22 protein-coding genes, 1 pseudogene and 1 riboswitch are annotated in these 18,992 nt (G+C 66.2%); of the genes and pseudogenes, 16 read left to right on the plus strand and 7 right to left on the minus strand.

Annotated elements, in window-relative coordinates:
• Positions 1-276 precede the first annotated feature (276 nt).
• Together EB75_RS20245 and EB75_RS20250 are read left to right on the plus strand one after the other, a co-directional pair.
• On the plus strand, positions 277-1,494 hold the full coding sequence (locus EB75_RS20245; RefSeq protein ID WP_064859362.1) for an IS110 family RNA-guided transposase: 1,218 nt from the start codon (positions 277-279) through the stop codon (positions 1,492-1,494).
• A 121-nt stretch (positions 1,495-1,615) separates the two neighbouring features.
• Positions 1,616-1,978 (plus strand): VOC family protein, encoded by a 363-nt coding sequence (locus tag EB75_RS20250; protein ID WP_286150262.1) that lies wholly within the window; start codon positions 1,616-1,618, stop codon positions 1,976-1,978.
• 8 nt (positions 1,979-1,986) lie between these two features.
• Here EB75_RS20250 and EB75_RS20255 read toward each other — a convergent pair whose 3' ends face one another.
• From EB75_RS20255 to EB75_RS30040, 4 genes are read right to left on the minus strand one after another with little or no spacing between them, the layout of a single operon-like run.
• Positions 1,987-2,376 (minus strand): hypothetical protein, encoded by a 390-nt coding sequence (locus tag EB75_RS20255; RefSeq protein ID WP_073697072.1) that lies wholly within the window; start codon positions 2,374-2,376, stop codon positions 1,987-1,989.
• Positions 2,377-2,401: 25 nt separating this feature from the next.
• The gene (locus tag EB75_RS20260) at positions 2,402-2,725 is read right to left on the minus strand and encodes a branched-chain amino acid transporter permease (RefSeq protein ID WP_073697073.1); all 324 of its coding nucleotides are present in this window, start codon (positions 2,723-2,725) and stop codon (positions 2,402-2,404) included.
• Positions 2,718-3,068, minus strand: coding sequence for an ABC transporter permease family protein (locus EB75_RS30035; protein WP_286150263.1), 351 nt, complete (start codon positions 3,066-3,068; stop codon positions 2,718-2,720). Before EB75_RS30035 ends, EB75_RS20260 begins: the two co-directional genes overlap by 8 nt.
• On the minus strand, positions 3,065-3,424 hold the full coding sequence (locus EB75_RS30040) for an AzlC family ABC transporter permease (protein WP_286150264.1): 360 nt from the start codon (positions 3,422-3,424) through the stop codon (positions 3,065-3,067). The genes EB75_RS30035 and EB75_RS30040 overlap by 4 nt, the downstream gene beginning before the upstream one ends.
• Before the next feature lie 80 nt (positions 3,425-3,504).
• On the opposite strand from EB75_RS30040, the gene EB75_RS20270 reads away from it, so the two are divergent.
• Entirely contained in the window at positions 3,505-3,963 is a 459-nt protein-coding gene (locus EB75_RS20270) for an Lrp/AsnC family transcriptional regulator (RefSeq protein WP_083612450.1), read from the plus strand.
• Here the strand turns inward: EB75_RS20270 and EB75_RS20275 are convergent.
• Positions 3,947-4,261: a DMT family transporter gene (locus EB75_RS20275; protein ID WP_073697075.1), complete on the minus strand. Its 315-nt coding sequence runs from the start codon at positions 4,259-4,261 to the stop codon at positions 3,947-3,949. The two genes, EB75_RS20270 and EB75_RS20275, sit on opposite strands and share 17 nt — an antisense overlap.
• Positions 4,262-4,270: 9 nt before the next feature.
• Positions 4,271-4,336, minus strand: a riboswitch (guanidine-III (ykkC-III) riboswitch).
• A 149-nt stretch (positions 4,337-4,485) separates the two neighbouring features.
• Here EB75_RS20275 and EB75_RS20280 point away from each other — a divergent pair.
• The 3 genes and pseudogenes from EB75_RS20280 to EB75_RS20290 all read left to right on the plus strand — a co-directional run bounded on the left by EB75_RS20280 (position 4,486) and on the right by EB75_RS20290 (position 6,568).
• A complete protein-coding gene (locus EB75_RS20280; protein WP_073697085.1) occupies positions 4,486-4,866 on the plus strand; it encodes a carboxymuconolactone decarboxylase family protein in 381 nt (126 codons plus the stop codon).
• Positions 4,867-4,872: 6 nt separating this feature from the next.
• Positions 4,873-5,845: pseudogene (locus EB75_RS20285) on the plus strand (NAD(P)H-dependent flavin oxidoreductase).
• A 60-nt stretch (positions 5,846-5,905) separates the two neighbouring features.
• On the plus strand, positions 5,906-6,568 hold the full coding sequence (locus EB75_RS20290; protein ID WP_073697076.1) for a cutinase family protein: 663 nt from the start codon (positions 5,906-5,908) through the stop codon (positions 6,566-6,568).
• A 46-nt stretch (positions 6,569-6,614) separates the two neighbouring features.
• Here EB75_RS20290 and EB75_RS20295 read toward each other — a convergent pair whose 3' ends face one another.
• Positions 6,615-6,956: a DUF1801 domain-containing protein gene (locus EB75_RS20295; RefSeq protein ID WP_073697077.1), complete on the minus strand. Its 342-nt coding sequence runs from the start codon at positions 6,954-6,956 to the stop codon at positions 6,615-6,617.
• A 108-nt stretch (positions 6,957-7,064) separates the two neighbouring features.
• Between EB75_RS20295 and EB75_RS20300 the strand changes: the two genes are divergently transcribed.
• From EB75_RS20300 to EB75_RS20340, 9 genes are all read left to right on the plus strand, one after another.
• A complete protein-coding gene (locus EB75_RS20300; protein WP_073697078.1) occupies positions 7,065-8,423 on the plus strand; it encodes a recombinase family protein in 1,359 nt (452 codons plus the stop codon).
• Between the two features lie 286 nt (positions 8,424-8,709).
• A complete protein-coding gene (locus EB75_RS20305; RefSeq protein ID WP_073697079.1) occupies positions 8,710-9,039 on the plus strand; it encodes a helix-turn-helix domain-containing protein in 330 nt (109 codons plus the stop codon).
• Positions 9,040-9,163: 124 nt separating this feature from the next.
• Positions 9,164-9,388 carry a helix-turn-helix transcriptional regulator gene (locus tag EB75_RS20310; protein WP_073697080.1) on the plus strand — a complete coding sequence of 75 codons (225 nt, stop codon included), beginning with the start codon at positions 9,164-9,166 and terminating at the stop codon, positions 9,386-9,388.
• 82 nt (positions 9,389-9,470) lie between these two features.
• Positions 9,471-10,538 carry a M50 family metallopeptidase gene (locus EB75_RS30045; protein ID WP_142239727.1) on the plus strand — a complete coding sequence of 356 codons (1,068 nt, stop codon included), beginning with the start codon at positions 9,471-9,473 and terminating at the stop codon, positions 10,536-10,538.
• 67 nt (positions 10,539-10,605) lie between these two features.
• Positions 10,606-10,875, plus strand: coding sequence for a hypothetical protein (locus EB75_RS20320; protein WP_073697081.1), 270 nt, complete (start codon positions 10,606-10,608; stop codon positions 10,873-10,875).
• Entirely contained in the window at positions 10,872-12,386 is a 1,515-nt protein-coding gene (locus EB75_RS20325; RefSeq protein WP_083612452.1) for a terminase large subunit domain-containing protein, read from the plus strand. Before EB75_RS20320 ends, EB75_RS20325 begins: the two co-directional genes overlap by 4 nt.
• Before the next feature lie 293 nt (positions 12,387-12,679).
• Entirely contained in the window at positions 12,680-13,243 is a 564-nt protein-coding gene (locus tag EB75_RS20330) for a hypothetical protein (protein WP_234789748.1), read from the plus strand.
• Positions 13,236-14,357, plus strand: coding sequence for an XRE family transcriptional regulator (locus tag EB75_RS20335; protein ID WP_073697082.1), 1,122 nt, complete (start codon positions 13,236-13,238; stop codon positions 14,355-14,357). The genes EB75_RS20330 and EB75_RS20335 overlap by 8 nt, the downstream gene beginning before the upstream one ends.
• Positions 14,358-14,469: 112 nt before the next feature.
• A complete protein-coding gene (locus EB75_RS20340; protein WP_073697083.1) occupies positions 14,470-17,295 on the plus strand; it encodes a class I SAM-dependent DNA methyltransferase in 2,826 nt (941 codons plus the stop codon).
• Between the two features lie 12 nt (positions 17,296-17,307).
• Here EB75_RS20340 and ychF read toward each other — a convergent pair whose 3' ends face one another.
• Positions 17,308-18,399, minus strand: coding sequence for a redox-regulated ATPase YchF (gene ychF, locus EB75_RS20345; protein WP_073697084.1), 1,092 nt, complete (start codon positions 18,397-18,399; stop codon positions 17,308-17,310).
• Positions 18,400-18,482: 83 nt separating this feature from the next.
• Between ychF and EB75_RS20350 the strand changes: the two genes are divergently transcribed.
• On the plus strand, positions 18,483-18,992 hold a 510-nt coding region (locus EB75_RS20350), incomplete at its 3' end, for a DUF6542 domain-containing protein (RefSeq protein ID WP_353651657.1).

Raw genomic sequence — 18,992 nt, forward strand, 5'->3', positions numbered from 1 at the left:
CCACCGACATTGATTGTGTTCAACCCGTTCGGGCGAGGATGACCTTGCTCGTTCGCCGCTGGTGATGACCCTCCCACCGACTGACGCCCTGCTGGGTTGTCTTCGACTTGATCTGTCTCACCAGCGACGCGCGAGCAAGCGTTGCCCCGAGAGCCCAGCGGGGCGGACATGACCTAATCAGGAGCCTGGCCGTTCCTCATCAATGTCTTGTCTGCCCGCCCCGCAGGGTTGTCACCCACCCGCACGGTTCATTACTACGGAGAGGACACCACCATCGTGACATCCCCACGCCGAGTCGTCATCGGCGCCGACACCCATCTGGACACCATCCACGTCGCCGCCATCACCGACACCGGCCAACCGCTCGGCGACGCCGAATTCCGCACCAACCCCACCGGCTACTGGGCCGCGATCTGCTGGGCCCGCAGCTTTGGTGACATCGTGACCGCAGGAGTCGAGGGCACCAGCAGCTACGGCGCCGGACTCACACAAGCATTGCAGGCCAACGCTATTCACGTCGTTGAAGTCAACCGACCCGACCGGGCAGCCAGGCGCAGGCAAGGAAAATCCGACCCGCTCGATGCCTACAGTGCCGCCCGCGCCGCGCTGGCCAGCAACAGCCCAGCCGTCCCCAAAGACCCCCACACCAATGCACTCAAAGCCCTGCTGACCGCCCGTCGCGGCGCCGTCAAAGCCCGCACCGCAGCCATCCAGCAGATCAAGGACCTCCTCGTCACCGCTCCCGCCGAGATACGCGAGCGCTACCGCGGCTACACCACCACGCTGACGCTCGTGGCCGCGCTGTCCAGATGCCGACCCGCTACACACAACGATCCCGTCACGGTCTCAGTACTGACGGCCTGCAAAACACTGGCCCGCCGCGTCACCTTCCTGCAAGATCAGGCCGACGAAATCACTGCTGAGCTCGACACCCTCACTGCTGCATTCAATCCTGCACTCCGGGCCGCCTACGGCGTCGGCCCGGACACCGCCGCTCAACTGATCATCACCGCCGGCACCAACCCCCAACGGCTCCGCAGCGAAGCCTCCTTTGCGATGCTCACCGGTGTCGCTCCCATCCCGGCCTCGTCCGGGAAAACCAGCCGCCACCGACTCTCCCGCGGCGGCGACCGCGCCGCCAACAACGCCCTGTACCGCATCGCCCTGGTCCGCATGGCCCACGACCAACGCACCCGCGACTACGTCACCCGCCAGACCGCCGCCGGCCGGTCCAAAAAAGAGATCCTGCGGATGCTCAAACGCGCTATCGCCCGCGAGATGTTCAAACACCTCACCGCACCCAGCCCGATCGACGACTACAGCGACCTCCGCCCGGCTCGTCGAGCCACAAACATCACTCTCACCGCCGTCGCCGACCACTTCGGCGTATGGCCCAACGACATCTCCCGCCTCGAACGCGGCCTCAAACGCGACGACACCCTCGCCGCTACCTACCGCCAATGGTTAAACACCCAGCTCAACCACGCCGCTTGACTATTAACAGAAATAGGAGCATCAAGCTCGCCTCGTCGAGCGCTTCCCGCGGTCGCCCGCCAAGCGCATGATTGATCCACAGAGGGAGGGGAGTGCCGCGGTGCCGAACCAATGGTCGGGAGTGACGATCGACTGTGTCGACCCGGTCCGCATGTCGACGTTCTGGGGACAGCTGCTCGGCATCGAGCCTTCCTACGAACACGGCGACGACCCCGGCTGGGCGACTCTCGGTTCCCGGGACGGTCCGACGCCGCGGCTCACATTCCAGCGGGTACCGGAGGCCAAGGCGACGAAGGTGCGCATTCATCTGGACGTCGAAGTCGCGGACATCGATGAGGGTCGCCGGCATGTCGAGGATCTCGGTGGAACCTGGTCAGGCACTCGGCACGACTACGACGAGGGCATCGTCCTCGTCATGTTCGACCCCGAAGGTCACGAGTTCTGCCTGGTGCAGTACTTCGAAACAACAAGCGCGACAAGCTGAATCGGCCGCTAGGGCTCGTTCCCGTCGTCGTGCAGATCAGATCGGTCGTCGATCCGCCGGCGGGTCTCTGCTACAGCACGCCTGATTTCCGCGTCGTCACGGCGAACAGCAGCGTTCTGGCGTTCGGCCCGTTCGGCAATGCGCTGCTGCCGTTCACGCTCGCGCTGCTCGGTGGCCCCTTCCCGCACGTCCGCGCGCCGCTCCCGGTCGTCCGCAGCCTGGTCACGCTCGTCGGCGATGCGGTCCCGCTGATCGGCGATGCGGTCCCGTTCATCGGCAACCCATTCGCGTCTCGACTGTTCGGCTTCCCGCAGCGCCATGGCGTTCTCACGGCGGGACAAATCGGCGGAGCGCCGATCCAATTCGACCGCAGCACCGGTCCGTCCGTCACTGACCACAGCTCAACTCTAACGCCGCGAGTACCTAGAGCGCGTTCACGAGCACCACGTAGGCGAGGGTCCCAGCGCCGACGCTGAGCAGCGTCCGCCGGCCACCCAACAGGTGAGCCGCGATGGTGATGGCCACACCGATCACCGCATACACCAGGTGCTTTGCGTCGCCGGAGACCGATCGGAAAGTGGCAGCGGCGAGGATCATGACGATGCCGACCGGCATCCAGGTGGCCATCGTGTTGACGAAGCGGGACTTGCGCAGCGGCTGAAGGATCGCGAAGGGCACGGCGCGCAGGGCCAGGTTGATGACGAAGACGGTGGCCAGCACGGCCGCGAGGTACTTCAGGTCAAGCATCGACGGTCACCTGCCGCCGCACCAACAGATAGCGCGCCACGAGTGTGGCGATGAACAGGAGCAGGCCGACGAACAACGCCGCGTGCGGCGCAACCACAATCGCGATTGAGAAGCTCAGGGCGGCGAGCAGGAGCGACGGCACGCCGTCGCGAGAGCGACAGGCGTCAAGTGTCAACGTGACAAACAGTGCGCACAAAGCGAATTCGAGCCCTTCGATGCGCGCCGGCAACATCGAGCCGAGCAGGACGCCCGTCAGACCGCCGCCGACCCAGTAGCACTGGAACGCGGCCTGCATCGTGACCAGGCGCCACGACGTCCAGCCACGCGGGTTGGCGGCGGTCACCGCGTACGCCTCGTCCACGAGGGTGTAGCGGAGTAGGCGCGGGCGAACCGATTCCGCACGACGTGCAGCGGAAAGGTGAACGCGTAGAAGATGTGGCGGAAGTTCACGAGGAACGCCGTCAGTGCGATGGTCGCCAGTGGGGTGACCGCGACGATCATGCCGATCAGCAGCAGCTCCAACGACCCGGCGAAGCAGGCGATGGACAGCGCCGGTGCGACCCACCAGGGCAGGCCAGCCTGGATGACCAGCAGGCCGAAGGCGACGCCGATCGGATACATGCCGAGTCCGGCTGCCAGCGAGGCCCGCACGCCCGCGGCGACCTCCGCTTTCCGAGAAGTCACCACCGCAGCATCCATGACAACAATGATCCCAGGTCAGCTGCAGAATTTGGTTGCCACTTACTGCGCTCCGAGGCTGCGGTGAGCAGTAATTGGCCATGGATAGTCTCGACACAGCAATAATCGACGTCCTGCGTGAAGACGGCCGGATCGCGAACGTCGCCCTCGCTGAAAGAGTCGGGCTCACGCCGGGGCCGTGCCTGCGGCGGGTGCAGCGGCTCGAGGCCGACGGCGTCATCGTCGGCTACCAGGCCCTGATCTCACCCGCCGCCGCGAACCAGAGTTTCGAGGTGCTGCTCGACGTCGAGATCACCGACTTCGACATGAAGAGCATCGAAACGTTCGAGGCCACGATGGCCGAGTACCCGCAGGTGCTCGAACTCCATCGGCTGTTCGGTTCGCCGGACTATCTCGTCCGCGTCGCCGTTGCGGACCTGCCCGCGTACGAGCAGTTCCTGACCAACAAGGTGCTCGCCATCCCCGGCATCCACCGCGTCTCGTCGCGGTTCCCCATGAAGACCATCAAGTCGCTACGGCCGCTCAGTGCACAAGCTTGAGGCCGACGACGCCGCCGATGATCACCGTCAAGAACACCACCTTGAGCAGTGAGGTGGGCTCGTCCCCCGTGGCCATTGCATAGACCACGGTGAGCACCGCGCCGATGCCCACCCAGACGGCGTAGGCGGTCCCGACCGGAAGCTCGCGCATGGCGTAGGCCAACCCACCCATGCTGGCGATGAGTGCGACCGCGAACACGATGCTCGGCGACAGCGTGCTGAATCCTTCGGACTTGCCCATCGCAGTGGCCCACACCGCTTCGAGGACACCGGACACCACGAGAATGACCCACGACATGACGTTTCTCCCGGGCCGTCTTGTCGCACACCGGGTACGGCACCCATCGTCCGGAAGCCTGCGTTAAGGCTCTGTTACCAAGTTCTCACACGCCCGGACGGGTGGCAATGTCAGATCGATCACCAGCTCTCGGGCTACGTCGAGAGTGGGGCTTTACGAGGGATTCCCGCACTTTTTTCGCGGACTCCCCCACGCTCGACGGCCCGGGGCATCAGATGAACGTCATGAGCAAAAGCGAGCTGTACTCGACGGGTCTCAACATGCGCCGAGACGTACTCGGGCCCGAGTACGTCGATGCGGGCCTCGCCGCATCAGACGATTTCATGATGGGCTTTCAGGACGCGGTGACCGAACTGGCGTGGGGCTATTCGTGGAGTCGCCCCGGACTCGACCGACGAACCCGCCTCGTCCTCACGCTGGGAATTCTGGCCGGGCTCGGACGGTACGACGAGCTCGGCATCTACGCGCAGGGTGCGGTCAGAAATGGCGTGACCGTCGACGAGATCAAAGAGATTCTGATTCACGTGGCGTCGTACTGCGGAACACCGGCCGGCCGTCAGTCGTTTCTGGCCGTGCACGCCGCCCTTTTCGGCGATCGCGACTAGCCAAACATGATCACCACGCGCCTGACCGACCGCCTCGAGATCGCGCACCCGATCGTTTCGGCGCCAATGGCATTGGCTGCGGGTGGTGTATTGGCAGCGGCGGTCAGCCGGGCCGGCGGGCTGGGACTCATCGGCGGCGGATACGGCGACTCCGACTGGATGCGTACGCAATTCGCGGCCGCCGGTGCCGAGCGGGTCGGCGTCGGCTTCATCACGTGGTCGGCCCAGCGCTCACCCGGTGTGGTGGCCGAAGCACTCGAATTCCGTCCTGCCGCGGTCATGTTGTCGTTCGGCGATCCGGCGGCCTTCGCCGAACAAGTCAAAACCGCTGGCGCCGTGCTCATTTGCCAATGCCAGAACCTCGCTCACGTGGAACGGGCAATCGAAGTAGGTGCCGACATCGTCGTTGCGCAGGGTGCTGAAGCGGGTGGCCACGGTTCCTTGCGCGGGACGCTCAGCCTCGTCCCGGAGGTCGCCGACTTCCTCGCCGAGTTCTCCCCCGAAACCTTGCTGTTGGCGGCCGGGGGGAATCGCCGACGGCCGGGCGCTGGCCGCGTCACTCTTGTTGGGCGCCGACGGAGTATTGATCGGCACCCGGCTGTGGGCTTCAGAGGAGGCGCTGGTGCATCCACGCCACCACCAGGCGATCGTCGAATCCAACGGGGACAGCACAATTCGCACGACGACGGGCGACCTCGTCCGCGAACTCGACTGGCCGCCGGAATTCACCATGCGGATGCGGCGCAACGCTTTTACCGAACGATGGCACGGCGACGAGAAGACGCTCGCGGCCAACGCCGACGTCGAGGGACCGCGATACCGCGCCGCCTTCGCCGACGGTGATCCCGACAATGCCGGGGTCGTGTTCGGGGAGGCAGCCGGGCTCATCCACTCGATCGAGCCCGCGGCCGCGATCGTGGCGGGAATCGTCGACGAGGCAACGCAACTGTTGCGGTCCGACGCCGGCTACCTGCGTTGAGAGGCAGTCCTCTGCTCGACAAGGAAACCCAGCAGCGATCCCACGGTTAGCATCGAGCACATGGGTCATCGCCATTTGCGCCGGCTGGCCGGTGTCGGAGCGCTGGTCGCGTCGACGCTGTCCATCGGCGCCACCCCGGCCGCCTCCGCGCAACCGTGCCCCGATGCCGAGGTCGTGTTCGCCCGCGGCAGCAGCGAGCCGCCCGGCGTCGGCGGCACCGGCCAGGCCTTCATCGATGCCCTGCGCGCGGATGCCGCGGGCAAGTCCATCGGCGTCTACGCGGTGAACTATCCCGCCACCAGCGATTTCGAGAATCGGGCGGTCTTCCCGTCCACGATGTTCGACGGTGTCGGCGACGCCACCGCGCACCTCCAGTACATGGCCGCGAACTGCCCGAACACCAAACTCATTCTCGGCGGGTACTCGCAGGGCGCGGCCGTCGCCGCCTACGCCACGACGTCAGACATCCCTCCCGCGGTGCAGGACCACGTAGTCGGATTGGTGCTGTTCGGCAAACCCACCGCGGCGATGCTGTCCAAGTACGGCGCCCCGGCCGCCAACATCTCGCCGCTGTACTCGGGTAAGTCGGTGGATTTGTGCGCGCCTTCCGATAGCATCTGCGACGGTTCGCCGGGTGGTCTGCTCTCGACGCTGGCCCACGGCAGCTATCCCTTCAACGGCATGGCCTCCGCGGCAGCGGCCGCCGCGGCCGGCAGGCTGTAGGTCCTAGCCGCTAGACGTCGGACCCGTACGCGATCGCCCCAGCGCGCTAACTGCGGTTGGCTCTCACTGCCTCGTGAATCAACGCTGTGAAGGCGGCTGTGTCCAGCTCGTCGCCTTCACGCAGATCAATGGCACGCCGGACTCCCGCGTCGAGACTCGCGTTGAACAAGCGATTCGGGTCCTTCAGGGAGGCGCCTTTGGCGAAGGTCGCCTTGACTTTGTCCTTGTACGTCTCCACTGTGCAGATCATGCCTTCCAGTGAGAACGTCGGCACGCCGTCAGGGTTGGACGGCTTGCGCCACTTGAACTCCTCGACCACATCGGGTTCAGCCTTTTTGATCAATGACCGGAGCTCATCGACTCGATCGACACGCCAATCCCCACTCACAGCCGTCAATGTACTCGGCAAATCTCCACTCTCGGCGCGCTGCCGAGGCCTACACGTTGAAGCGGAACTCCACCACATTACCGCGCAGATAAACATTATGATGACGCCATGACGATCACTCGGCGCGCGGCTGTCTACCTGCGTATATCCCTCGATCAGACCGGCGAAGGGTTGGCCGTCGCCCGCCAGCGCGAACAGTGTCAACAGATCATCGAGCAGCGCGGATGGACCGCCGTCGCCGAGTTTGTTGACAACTCGATCAGCGCCAGCGACGCGCGTAAGAACCGCCCCGGTTACGACGCCCTAGTGAGGGCCTACGAGGCCGGGCGGTTCGACGCGCTGGTGACCTACGACCTCGACCGGCTAACCCGCCAGCCGCGCCAGTTGGAGGACTGGGTCGACGCCGCCGAGGGCAAGGGCCTGGCGCTGGTGACCGCCAACGGTGAGGCCGACCTGACCACCGACGCCGGGCGGCTGTTCGCCCGAATCAAGATGGCGGTGGCCCGCTCGGAGGTCGAGCGGAAATCGGCCCGCCAGAAGGCTGCGGCGCTGCAACGTGCCCAACTCGGTCGCCCGCCGCTCGGGGTCAGGCTGACCGGCTACACGCCCAAGGGTGAGACCGTGCCCGACGAGGCCGACCTGGTGCGCCGAGTGTTCAAGCTGTTCCACTCGGGCGAGTCGCTGAAGTCGACGGCGCGCATCCTCACCGAGGGCGGCGTGATGGCCCGCAACGGCAAGCCCTGGAACCCGTCGAGCGTGCGCGACATTCTGACCAACCCGCGCTACGCCGGGCGGGCCGTGTACGACGGCCAGGTGCTCGAAGGCGTCCGTGGCAACTGGGAGGCGCTGGTCACCGATGACGTGTTCGACGTGGTTCAGGCCCGGCTAAGCGACCCCCGGCGGCGCACCCAACAGGGCACCGACCGCAAGCACCTCGGCTCGGGCCTGTACCTGTGCGACGAGTGCGGAGCGCGTGTGACCGGCTTCGCCGGAAGTCAGTACCGCTGCAAGGCGACTCACGTCAATCGGGTCCGCGCCGGGGTCGACCAGTACGTCATGGATGTGCTGGCCGAAAGGCTCAGCCGTGGGGATGCCGCTCAGCTTCTCGCCGGTCCCGACGAGGCCCTGGCCCCGCTGACCGAGCGCGCCCGCGCGCTGCGGGATCAGGTCGCGGCGGCTGACGCCGACTACGACGCCGGGTACATCGACGGCGTGCGTTACCACGCCCGCACCGAGCGCGTGCGGGCCGAACTGGAAGCCGTCGAGCGGGAGATGCGCGGCTACCAGACCGGCACCGCCTTGGACGAGGTGTTGAGCGCGCCCGACCCGGTGGCGGCGTTCGTCGGCGGCTCGCTCATGGCCAGGCGCACGGTCATCGAGACCCTGTGCGAAATCCGTTTGCGCCGAGGGCGTCACGGCTCGAAGACGTTCGACCCCGAGACGGTGCAGATCACCTGGCGGCGATGAACCAGGCCGCCCTCAGAAACCCGCCTTAGTCGGGTTTCTCTCTAAGACAATGACTTTCAGCTAGATAACGTGAGCGCCCGTGAGCCATCTTGGTCTCAGCGTGCCGCGTTAACGCCGCCCAGTCGCTAGCGGTCACGCCCTGGCCGATCCGCCCCATGCGGTGATTCCAGGACGATCTACACAGTGGGCACCCACGGGTGTCCGCGCGTGCTCCTTAGCTGGCCGAGGACTGGGGGCCACGACCAAGTAAGTACGCGGAACCGAACCGAGACATTCGGAGTTCCGCGTGCCCAGCACAGCCACCGCGCCCGCGTCGCCAGCGACCGGCGGGTTCTTGACCACCGACGAGATCGCCCGCAACTTGCGGCGCTCGACTCAGACCATCCGGCGCTTCGTCGCCCACGATGGTCTTCCCGTTCACCGCGTCAACCGACGCCTGTACTTCGACCCCGCCGAGGTCGACGCGTGGCTTCGTGACCGGGCTGAGGCGTCAGCGCCGACGCCCGAGGGTGACCCCTACCGAGAGCACATCAAGCGCCTGGTGGACCAAGCCCCTCCGCTGACCGCCGAACAGGCCGACCGTATCCGCGCCGTGCTCACGGGTGGTGCCGCATGAGCACCCACGTCTCTGAAATCCGAAGCTTCACTTGCCCTCCCATGTCGGGTTAGTGGCGGTTCAGCCCGCGGCATCTGCACTCCCAAGTGATTGAGTTACCCCAGACCCACCGAGAGGACCGACCATGACCGCCACCACCGAGGGCGACCGCTACATCGGCCTGGCCGAGGCCGGGGCGCGAATCGGCGTCAGCCGCTGGACGATTCGCCAGCGGATCGACCGGGGTCTGCTGCCCGGCTACCGGACCAGTCTGACGTCTCCACTGAGGGTGAGAGTCAGCGACGTGGACGCGCTGCTGACTCGGGTGACACCAGAACCGAAGGCGCACAACGTGACTGGCCCGACATAGAAACAGTGAACGCCGCCCGGCGCTTGGGCTTCGACCGGGCGGCGTTGCCACCGAACGCCCCTACCCCATCAAAGCAGGAGACATGACAGAGACTACCCCGAACGGCGGCAACGAGGCCGAGGCCGACGACTTGGCGCTGGCGGTGCCCGGTCGATACGTGGCCCAGGAGTTGTGCCCCACGCTGCCAAAGCGCGTGCGCCAGAAGCTCGGCCAACTCACCCTGTACGTCAGCGTCGATGACCTGGTGACGCTCGGTCTGATCGCCGATGAGCAGCGGCCAGCCGAGGAGACCGTTGACGTGTGGTGTCGATCCACCCGGCGTGCCGAGTTCGACCTCTACGCCAAGACACTGCCGCTGGAGACCCTGCGCGGCGTGGTCACCGGGTACGACCCGGCCCGTCAGGTCGCGCTGGCCACGTTGGTCGGGCTGGCCACCGACGGCAACGAGTACGCCGCCCTGGCGGTCAAGAAGCTGCGCGACCGCAACACGGTGGGGCGGTCCGAGGGGCGGCGCGCCACCTGGGCGCTGACGCTGACCGTCGCCGAACTGCTCGACCTCGGCGCGACCGACGCCCAGGCCGCGACCACCCCGGCCCCGAGCGCACCGCCGCGTCGGTCACCCGCTGACCATCGGGCGCACCTGGCGCTCTGTGTCCATGAAGCGGCCCATGCGGTGGCGGGCGTGGTCCTCGGGGCCGATCTTCGTTCCGCCGTAGTGACGTCCAGCCGGGTCTCGGGTAACCAGGGATTGACCACGTTCGCCGACCGGCCCCACGGGACCGACGTGCTGATCGCCTACGCCGGGCCGTTCGGTCAGGCGAAGTTTCTGGCCGGTGGTCGCCGCCCGACTCAGCGCGCGCTGTACGCGTTGTTCGACGGCGGCGGTCGTGGCGACTGCGGCGTCCTGACCGCGAGCGGCGGTACGCATCTGGGGCACGACGTGATCCCGGTGGTAAATCGGGCGTGGCCCGCCGTGATCCGCGTCGCCCAACGACTCGACCGCACCGGGGAGGCCACGCACGCCGACGTGTGCGCCGCCCTGGGCGTCACCGACGGCGGCGGTCGGACCAGTGCCCAACTTGCCGGCATCCGTTCCGGCTGCCGCTCAGTGCCCGCGCTCACGAAGGCCCGAACCCCGGCGCCCGCCTGACCCCGCCCACAGCCACAAGGTCTCCCACGTCACCACCGACGACACCCCATCACCAGAGGAGACCACCATGACCATCGCCATCCAGAAGCCCGCCGACCGCCGCCGTCTCCAGTTCTTGGAGGACTACTGCCCTCGGTGCAACCCGCTCGGCCACTACGCCGATAGCCGGGTCCGCACGGCCAGCCTGACCACGCCGACCTCGATCACCGCGCCCGGCGGCAACCGGCTGGTCTGCGCCTACGACTGCGCGACGTGCGGCCACGGCTGGCGGCGGGCCGATCTGTGGACCGCCCAGGACGCCGGGCTCGGCCCCAGCCAGATCAGAAAGGCGGCGTGACTGTGCCCGTCGACCCCGTGGCGGCGCTGACCGCCGCCCGCGCCCTCGCCGCCATCGGTGACCGTGAGAAGCCGTCCACCCCAGCCGAGTTGGCCCGTCGGCTCGACCCGAGATTCGTCGTCACGCCGACGATCCGGCTCCTGTCGGACATCGCCGTCCGGTCGGTGACCGAGCCCGACGAACGAGACATCGTGACCACCCCGCCCCGCACGGGCAAGAGTCGGCTCCTGGCGATCTGGACCGTCGTGTGGGCGCTGATGCGTGATCCCGACCTCCAGGTGGTGCTGGTCAGCTACTCCGACGAACTGGCCCAGGCGCACAGCCGCGAAGCCCGCCAGTTGATCAACGAGCACGCCGACTACCTCGGCTTCCGCCTGAGCGCCGACAAGACGGCGGTGGGCCGTTGGCGCGTCGAGGGCCACGCGGGCGGGCTGCTGGCCACCGGCATCAACTCGGGCGTCACGGGTTTCGGCGCGGACCTGCTCATCGTGGACGACCCGGTAAAGGACGCCGCCGAGGCCGACTCAGCGGCTCACCGCCGCCGGGTGATCACCGAGTACCGCTCGACCCTGGCCACCCGCGTCCACCCCGGCGGTTCGGTGCTACTGGTGATGACCCGTTGGCACGAACGCGATCTGGCCGGTGAACTGCTCGACGCCGAGCCCGACGTGTGGACTCACACCAACGTGCCCGCCGTCGCCGACACCGGCGTGCCCGACGCCCTCGGGCGCGCGCCGGGCGTCGCGATGACGTCGGCGCTCGGGTTCACCGCCGACCACTTCGCCGCCGCCCGCCGCACCTCGGGCGAGCGGGCCTGGTACGCCCTGTACGAGGGTGTGCCGTCGGCCCCCGAGGGCGGTCTGGTCAAGCGCGAATGGTTCGACCAGTGGCGGCTCCCCAGCGCGCCGCTGGGCACCGTGAAGACCGTCGTCGGGGTAGACCCCTCCGACTCGGGCTCAGGCGACGCCTGTGGCGTCGTGGCCGCGAGCCTGACCGCCGAGGGCGTGGTCGCGGTGATCGCCGATCTGTCGGCCCCGATGACGAGCGACCAATGGGCAAGGGCGGCGGTCGATCTGGCCGTGGACGTCGGGGCGTCCGAGATCGCCGTCGAGGGGTTCGCCGCCCGCGAGACCTACCAGCGCGTGGTGAAGGAGGCGCTGCGCCGGGCCAAGCTCAACCGGCCGGTGAACGTGACCACCTGGCCCCCGAAGGGCTCAGGCCGAGGCGGCGGTGACGCCATCGCTCGGTCGTCGGCACTGCTCCAGGGTCTTGAGACCGGGACTACCCGCATCGCGGGGCACCTCCCCGGCCTGGAAGGCGCGGCGATCACCTGGCAGGCCGGTCAACACCAGCCCGACGCGCTCGCCGCCCTGGTGGTCTCCCACGACGTGCTGGTCCACTCGATGGGCCAGGGTTGGGGCTTCGCGTCGCCGCTCGACATCGCTCGCCGCGTCCGCGAGGGCACCATGCCGCCGCCGCCAACCTGGATGCGCCGCCGTATCGGCGGTTAGAAAACCTGTTCGGCCGCTCACCGTCCCGGCGGTCGCCAGCCCGGCTCGCCGATGCGCGTTTTCACATTGCAGATATAGCAGCTACGCGCGAAACGTGTGCAATACTAAAGTCGCGTCCAGTTCGATCCACGCTCCCGGACGCGGATACAGGAGACGCCTTCATGGTTCCGAGTTCCCCCACCAATGCTCTCGGCCCGCACGCGAAAACAGTCCGTGACGCGCTGGTCGAGGTCATACGGTCTCGACATAATCGCTTCGCAGACGCTCATCAAGTCGCGGGCACTCGATACTCGATGGCCTTCGGAAGTCAGTGGCGTGACCTGCTGGACGACACCAATGATGCGCTGACGGGGCGCGGCTTCCAGTCGCAGAAGCTCACTCCGGCTGGCTACAAGATCCCGGTGGTCAACGATTGCCTGGTGTACGTGTGGCGGGTCCCCGGCTCTGCGGATGCGGTCAGCTTCTTCGCTTCGAGTCCGACGCGGAAGAATGGCTTCTCCGCTTCTCCCCCGCCGCCGATGTTGTTCGATCCCGTCCTGGTGGACGAGGGCCGGGCTGACGACGACGATCCTCCGGGCGGCGAACTCGGTCACACGTTGCGGGCAGCAGGCGACAAGATGCCGGTGGTGCTGGTGATGGTTGAATCGTCGCCGTGGCAGTTGCAGTCGATAAGTTGGGGCGTCGCCGTTCTGGACGAAGCCACCGGCAAGGTCGAAGTTCGTGGGCTCGAGTCGATCTGGGAGCCCACCTCGGACACCGATCGCGATACGTCGAGTGCGGACTCGTTCGACAGCGGCACGCCCGAGGGTCCCTCGGTCGAGCCGCGGCCGCAGGAGCGCCCGAGCACGGATGACTGATGATCCGCCAAGCTTGTTCGACTGGCCCGAGGCCGGTCAAACGCATGGTCGATTCGACCCAGCGCGGCTGACCCAGGCCCGTGTGCGCCTTGCGATAAGCAAGACGGACCTCGCCGCAGAAGTGGGCGTTTCGCCTGCCGCGATCGGCCAGTACGAGGCGGGCGTTAACTCGCCGCGTCCTGACGTTATCGATCGAATGGCGAAGGCCTTGAGGGTGCGACCGGGGTTCTTCGGGGTGGGCCGCCCTCTCGCCCGTATGGATACCGTCCATGCGCATTTTCGGAGCTTGAGATCCGCTCGCGCGAGCGACCGTCAACGAGCAGTCGCGACGGCAACACTGATGTGGGAACTGACCTTCGCGCTTGAGAGGTACGTCAAGCTGCCGGTACCGGACCTACCGCAAATTGAGCCTGGCACCGCGCCTGCGGACGCCGCTGCGATGCTGCGCAGGCACTGGAACCTCCCCGATGGGCCGGTGAAGCACTTGGTAGCCACCGTGGAATCTCACGGCATCGTGGTAGCAGTGCGTCCGCTAGGCGAGATCGATGCGGTCGACGCCTTCTCGGTAGTGATCGTGGACCGTCCTATCATCATCACAACGCCCCGGCGCAGCGAGAACGTCTTCGGACATCGATTTTCGATCGCTCACGAGGTCGGCCACTTGCTCCTTCACGGAGACTCCGGCGAGTCGAGCCAGGCGGTGGAGCGTGAGGCAGACGAGTTTGCTGCGGCATTTCTAACCCCTGCCGCGTCTATGGACGCGGTACTGCCCGAGAGGCTCGATCTACCGGCCCTGCATCGACTGGGTCGAACGTGGGGTGTTTCGCCAAAGTCGTTGGTCCGTCGGATGGTGGAGCGGCATCGCACGACTGATTCGTCCGCACGGCGGGCCTACCAACGATTGGCCATGACGTACGACCCGTCGGCGGACCCCACCAGCGCGTACCCCGGTGAGGTAGCAACGCTTCTGCGGAAGGGCGTCGAGCTGGCTGGTCAGCACGGCGCGGGCGTACCCGTTCTCGCGGATGTCCTCAAGATCAGCCCTGGGCAGCTGCGCGACCTCCTGGGAGAGGAAGATCAGCGCCCGGTTCTGCGCCTCGTCAAAGACGAGTGACGCTCGGGAGCGGTCGCCGTGTCCCCTCGGGTGACGTCAGTGGACGGCTTTACAGTGCCTGCCATGGCCTCGACACCATCGAAAGCGTTCGCGCCGACTCAGGGGCCGGGCCGTGCAGCCTGAGACGCTCCAGCAGGATCTCGCCGAGTTCATCGCGTACCGGCATAACCTCCTCAAGGGTGACGAGAAGGGCGAGGCTCAGGTCTTCCTCGACCGACTGTTCAAAGCGTTCGGAAACGGCGGCGTCCGAGAGGCCGGGGCAACCCTGGAGGCACGCGTTCGGAAGGCCGAGACCAAGGGCACCTCATTCGCCGATCTGCTCTGGGAGTCGCGCTGCATCATCGAGATGAAGAAGGCCGGGACCGACCTCTCGAAGCACTTCCGACAGGCCTTCCAGTATTGGATCCAGGTGGTGCCCCACCGCCCGAACTACGTGGTGCTCTGCAACTTTGACGAGTTCTGGGTCTACGATTTCGACCTCCAACTCGACGCTCCAATGGACGTACTGAAGCTCGATGATCTGGTCAACCGGAGAGAAGTGCTCGCGTTCCTCTTGCCGGAGCCCGAGACACCGCTATTCGGCAACGACCTCGTTCAGGTCACGCGCGAGGCGGCGGCGCAAGTCTCCAGCGTGTTTCGCTCGATGAAGGATCGCGGGGTCCCTCGGCTGGATGCTCAGCACTTCGTTCTCCAGTCGGTCGTGGCGATGTTCGCCGAAGACATCGGCCTGCTGCCCGAGAAGTTCTTCACCCGCGTTGTCGAAGAGGCCAAATCTGGCCGCGACGCCTACGACTTGCTCGGCTCACTGTTCCGAGAGATGAACACGCCCGGTCGGACGAAGGGTGGCCAGTTCGTCGGGACGCCTTACTTCAACGGCGGCATCTTCGAGAACATCACGCCGATTGAGATGAACCGAGACGAGCTAAATGCCATTCGGTGGGCGTGCACAACGAACTGGGCTGCCGTCCGCCCCGAGATCTTCGGCACTCTGTTCGAGACCTCGATGGACAAGGACGAACGTCACGCCTACGGCGCTCATTTCACGTCTCAGGCCGACATCGCCCGAGTGGTGATCCCCTGCATCGTGGACCCCTGGATGGAGCGAATCGAAGCCGCCAAGACGATCGGCGACCTGGAGCAGATTCAGCTAGCAATGGCCAGCTACCGAGTGCTCGATCCGGCGTGCGGGTCGGGCAACTTCTTGTACGTGGCCTATCGGGAGATGCGCCGCCTTGAGGTCGAGGTCAAGAATCGCATCGCTGCTCGCCGCCGCACCAAGTCCGGCCAGGCGACGATCTCCTACGTGACGCCCGATCACTTCATGGGAATCGACACCAACGCCTTCGCCGTCGAGGTGGCAAAGGTGACCATGATGATGGCAAAGAAGCTGGCTGCCGACGAGCTGGAGGAGTACGTCGACGCACTCCCCCTGGACAACCTCGACGAGTCGATTCGCTGCCGCGACGCTCTCTTCTCGGAGTGGCCCAGCGCGGACGTGCTCATCGGCAACCCGCCCTATCTGGGTCGGCGGAAGATGGCAGCCGAACTCGGTGCCGATTACGTATCAGACCTTGACGGGAAGTATCCGAACCCCGGCGTGAGTGACTTCGTCACCTACTGGTTTCCCCTGGCGCACAAGGCACTACCCCAGGGCGGCCGAGCGGGGTTTGTCGCTACGCAGGCGGTACGCGACGGCGACTCGCGGAAGGCGTCACTCGATTACGTCGTCAAGAACGATGGGGTGATCTTCGAAGCCGTCTCGGTCACCCCGTGGTCGGGTGACGCCGTGGTTCACGTGTCCATCGTCAACTGGGTGAAGGGCGCGAACCACGCACCCGCGAAGAAGGTCCTTTGGCTGAACAATGGGCAACTCCGACTCGAAGTCGAAGACATCGCCGCCAGCCTGAGGCCGGTCACCGACGTCGGGACTGCCGCCTCGCTGCCCCAAAACAAGGCCCCGAAGCGGATCTTCCAAGGCCAGACGACGGGAAAAATCGATGCCTTCCGTTTGACCGGAGGCGAGGCCGCCGACCTTGGCAAGACAGACCCCGGTTCGGCGGCGTTCATTCACCCAGTCCTCGGTGGGAAGGTGCTGCTCCACTCCCTCGGACCCCAGAACTTCATCATCGACCTCCCCCACGACGACGCGCTGGACGTCAAGGTCGCTGCTCCAGGTGCCCTGGCGAGGCTGCGCAAGCTGGTGCTGCCAGACCGGGAAGCGGCTGCCGAGAAGGAGGCCACCGCGAATGCCGCGATCCTCAAACGCAATTCGAAAGCACAGGTGCGTTGGCACAACAAGAACTTCCTGAACAAGTGGTGGCAGCATTCGTATCGGCGCTGCGACATGATCGAGGCGTTCGCTCCGTTGCAGCGCTACATCGCGACGTCTCGGGTGGCGGCAGAGCAGCGGGTCTCCGTCTTCCAATTCGTGGACACGTCGATCCGACCCGACGATTCGATGACCGTCATTGCCTTCGATGACGACTACACCCTCGGCGTCGTGTCGTCGGCGCTTCATAGAGCGTGGTTCGAGGAGCGGTGCTCCAAATTGAAGTCCGACCTTCGCTACACGTCGACCACGGTATGGGATTCGTTTCCGTGGCCGACCTCACCAGGAGAGGCCGTGGCTGAGGTCGCGCAAGCGATGGCCGCCATCATCGACTACCGCGAAGCGAAGCTCGCCAAGGGCATCACGCTGGGAGAGCAGTACGACGCGCTGCGTACCCCTGGGAAGTCGGAACTGCGGGCGCTACACGACGTTCTCGATGCCGCCGTTGTCCGCGCGTACGGGTTCAATCCAGAGGAAGACCTGCTGGCGCAACTGCTGGCCCTGAACCTGGCCGCCGCGTCTGATCCCGAGGCCGCCATCGCACCGGGTGGCGGCGGGCGGCCCGAGGCCTACACCACCACCTACCGACTCACGGCAGCCGCGCCGTGAAGGACCGACCGGTCACGACTTTGACTTAGATGGTTGTCCGTGGCGAAATTCGACCACGTCACCGTCGACCATGACGTAGTCCTTGCCTTCCATCCGCACCTTTCCGGCGGCTTTGGCGGCCGCCATGGAGCCGGCTTCGACCAGGTCGTCGAAGGCGACGATCTCGGCCTTGATGAAGCCCTTCTCGAAGTCCGTGTGAATAACCCCCGCTGCGCGAGGTGCGGTGTCGCCCTGGTGGATGGTCCACGCCCGCGACTCCTTGGGCCCCGCGGTCAGGTAGGTCTGCAGCTTCAGCGTCCGGAAACCGGCGCGCGCCAACGCATCCAGGCCGCGCTCGGTCTGGCCGATGGACTCCAGCAGCTCGGCGGCGGACTCGTCGTCGAGCTCCAGCAGCTCGGCCTCGATCTTGGCGTCCAGGAACACGGCCTCGGCCGGGGCGACCATCGCAGTCAGCTCGGCCTTGCGGGCCTCGTCGGTCAGCACCGACTCGTCGGCGTTGAAGACGTACAGGAACGGCTTGACGGTCATCAGGTTGAGCTCACGCAGGGCAGACCAGTCCTTGCCGGTGGAGCACAGGGTCTTGCCCTCGTCGAACACCGCCTGGGCCGCCGCCACGGCCTCGACGATCGGCTTGCGGTCCTTGTTGGTCCGGGCTTCCTTCTCGAGCCGCGGCAGCGCCTTCTCGAGCGTCTGCATGTCGGCGAGGATCAGCTCGGTCTCGATGACCTCGATGTCGGACTTGGGGTCGACGCGGCCGTCGACGTGGACGACGTCGTCGTCGGCGAAGGCGCGCACCACCTGACAGATGGCGTCGGCCTCGCGGATGTTGGCCAGGAACTTGTTGCCCAGGCCCGCGCCCTCGGACGCGCCCTTGACGATGCCGGCGATGTCCACGAACGTCACGGGCGCCGGGACGGTCTTCTCGGAACCGAAGATCTCGGCGAGCTTGTCGAGCCGCGGGTCGGGCAGCGGGACGACACCCTCGTTGGGTTCGATCGTTGCGAACGGATAATTAGCCGCGAGCACGTCATTACGTGTCAACGCGTTGAACAACGTCGACTTCCCGACGTTCGGCAGACCGACGATTCCCAGGTTCAGACCCACGAGTTCGTTAGTTTAGGAGACGCCACACCGTCCCAACGCCCACCTGCAGGCACAGTGGCCCAGATTGCCGGTACGGTCTAGGAGTGTCAGCAGAGCATCATGGGCCCGAAGCCGCCCTCGATCGCCGCTCGGCGCTGCCCAGCATCCCGGGAATCCCCTGGTGGGGAGCCATTGTGCTGGCCGTCACAGCCACCGCGATCGGCTTCGCCTACGACGCCGGCACCGGTGACAAAGAACTCAGCGCTTTCTTCACTTTCTGCTACGTGGCCGGCTGTGTACTCGCTGTGCTCGGCGTGCGGCGGTCCGGGATTTTCACCGCGGTCATCCAGCCCCCGCTGATCCTTTTCGTCGCCGTGCCGGGCGCGTATTTCATGTTCCACAGCGACAAGATCGCCGGCATCAAGGACCTGTTGATCAATTGCGGTTATCCGCTGATCGAGCGTTTCCCGACGATGTTCTTCACCGCGGCGACGGTTCTGATCCTCGGTTTGATCCGCTGGTTCGTCCTGCCGCAGTTCCTGACCTACGAGGAAGACGACACGGAAGAGGCCGTCGCCGAGCCCAAGCCGCGCCGCAGCCGCCGTCAGGCCGAC

The organism is Mycobacterium sp. ST-F2 (assembly GCF_001905655.1).
Classification (GTDB): Bacteria; Actinomycetota; Actinomycetes; order Mycobacteriales; family Mycobacteriaceae; genus Mycobacterium.

Excerpts from the sequence above, each read along its gene's own strand:
- EB75_RS20260 (WP_073697073.1), bottom strand. The coding sequence starts at position 2,725 with ATGCTTGACCTGAAGTACCTCGCGGCCGTGCTGGCCACCGTCTTCGTC.
- EB75_RS30040 (WP_286150264.1), bottom strand. The coding sequence starts at position 3,424 with ATGGATGCTGCGGTGGTGACTTCTCGGAAAGCGGAGGTCGCCGCGGGC.
- EB75_RS20270 (WP_083612450.1), top strand. The coding sequence starts at position 3,505 with ATGGATAGTCTCGACACAGCAATAATCGACGTCCTGCGTGAAGACGGC.
- EB75_RS20275 (WP_073697075.1), bottom strand. The coding sequence starts at position 4,261 with ATGTCGTGGGTCATTCTCGTGGTGTCCGGTGTCCTCGAAGCGGTGTGG.
- EB75_RS20280 (WP_073697085.1), top strand. The coding sequence starts at position 4,486 with ATGAGCAAAAGCGAGCTGTACTCGACGGGTCTCAACATGCGCCGAGAC.
- EB75_RS20290 (WP_073697076.1), top strand. The coding sequence starts at position 5,906 with ATGGGTCATCGCCATTTGCGCCGGCTGGCCGGTGTCGGAGCGCTGGTC.
- EB75_RS20300 (WP_073697078.1), top strand. The coding sequence starts at position 7,065 with ATGACGATCACTCGGCGCGCGGCTGTCTACCTGCGTATATCCCTCGAT.
- EB75_RS20310 (WP_073697080.1), top strand. The coding sequence starts at position 9,164 with ATGACCGCCACCACCGAGGGCGACCGCTACATCGGCCTGGCCGAGGCC.
- EB75_RS30045 (WP_142239727.1), top strand. The coding sequence starts at position 9,471 with ATGACAGAGACTACCCCGAACGGCGGCAACGAGGCCGAGGCCGACGAC.
- EB75_RS20320 (WP_073697081.1), top strand. The coding sequence starts at position 10,606 with ATGACCATCGCCATCCAGAAGCCCGCCGACCGCCGCCGTCTCCAGTTC.
- EB75_RS20330 (WP_234789748.1), top strand. The coding sequence starts at position 12,680 with ATGGCCTTCGGAAGTCAGTGGCGTGACCTGCTGGACGACACCAATGAT.
- EB75_RS20335 (WP_073697082.1), top strand. The coding sequence starts at position 13,236 with ATGACTGATGATCCGCCAAGCTTGTTCGACTGGCCCGAGGCCGGTCAA.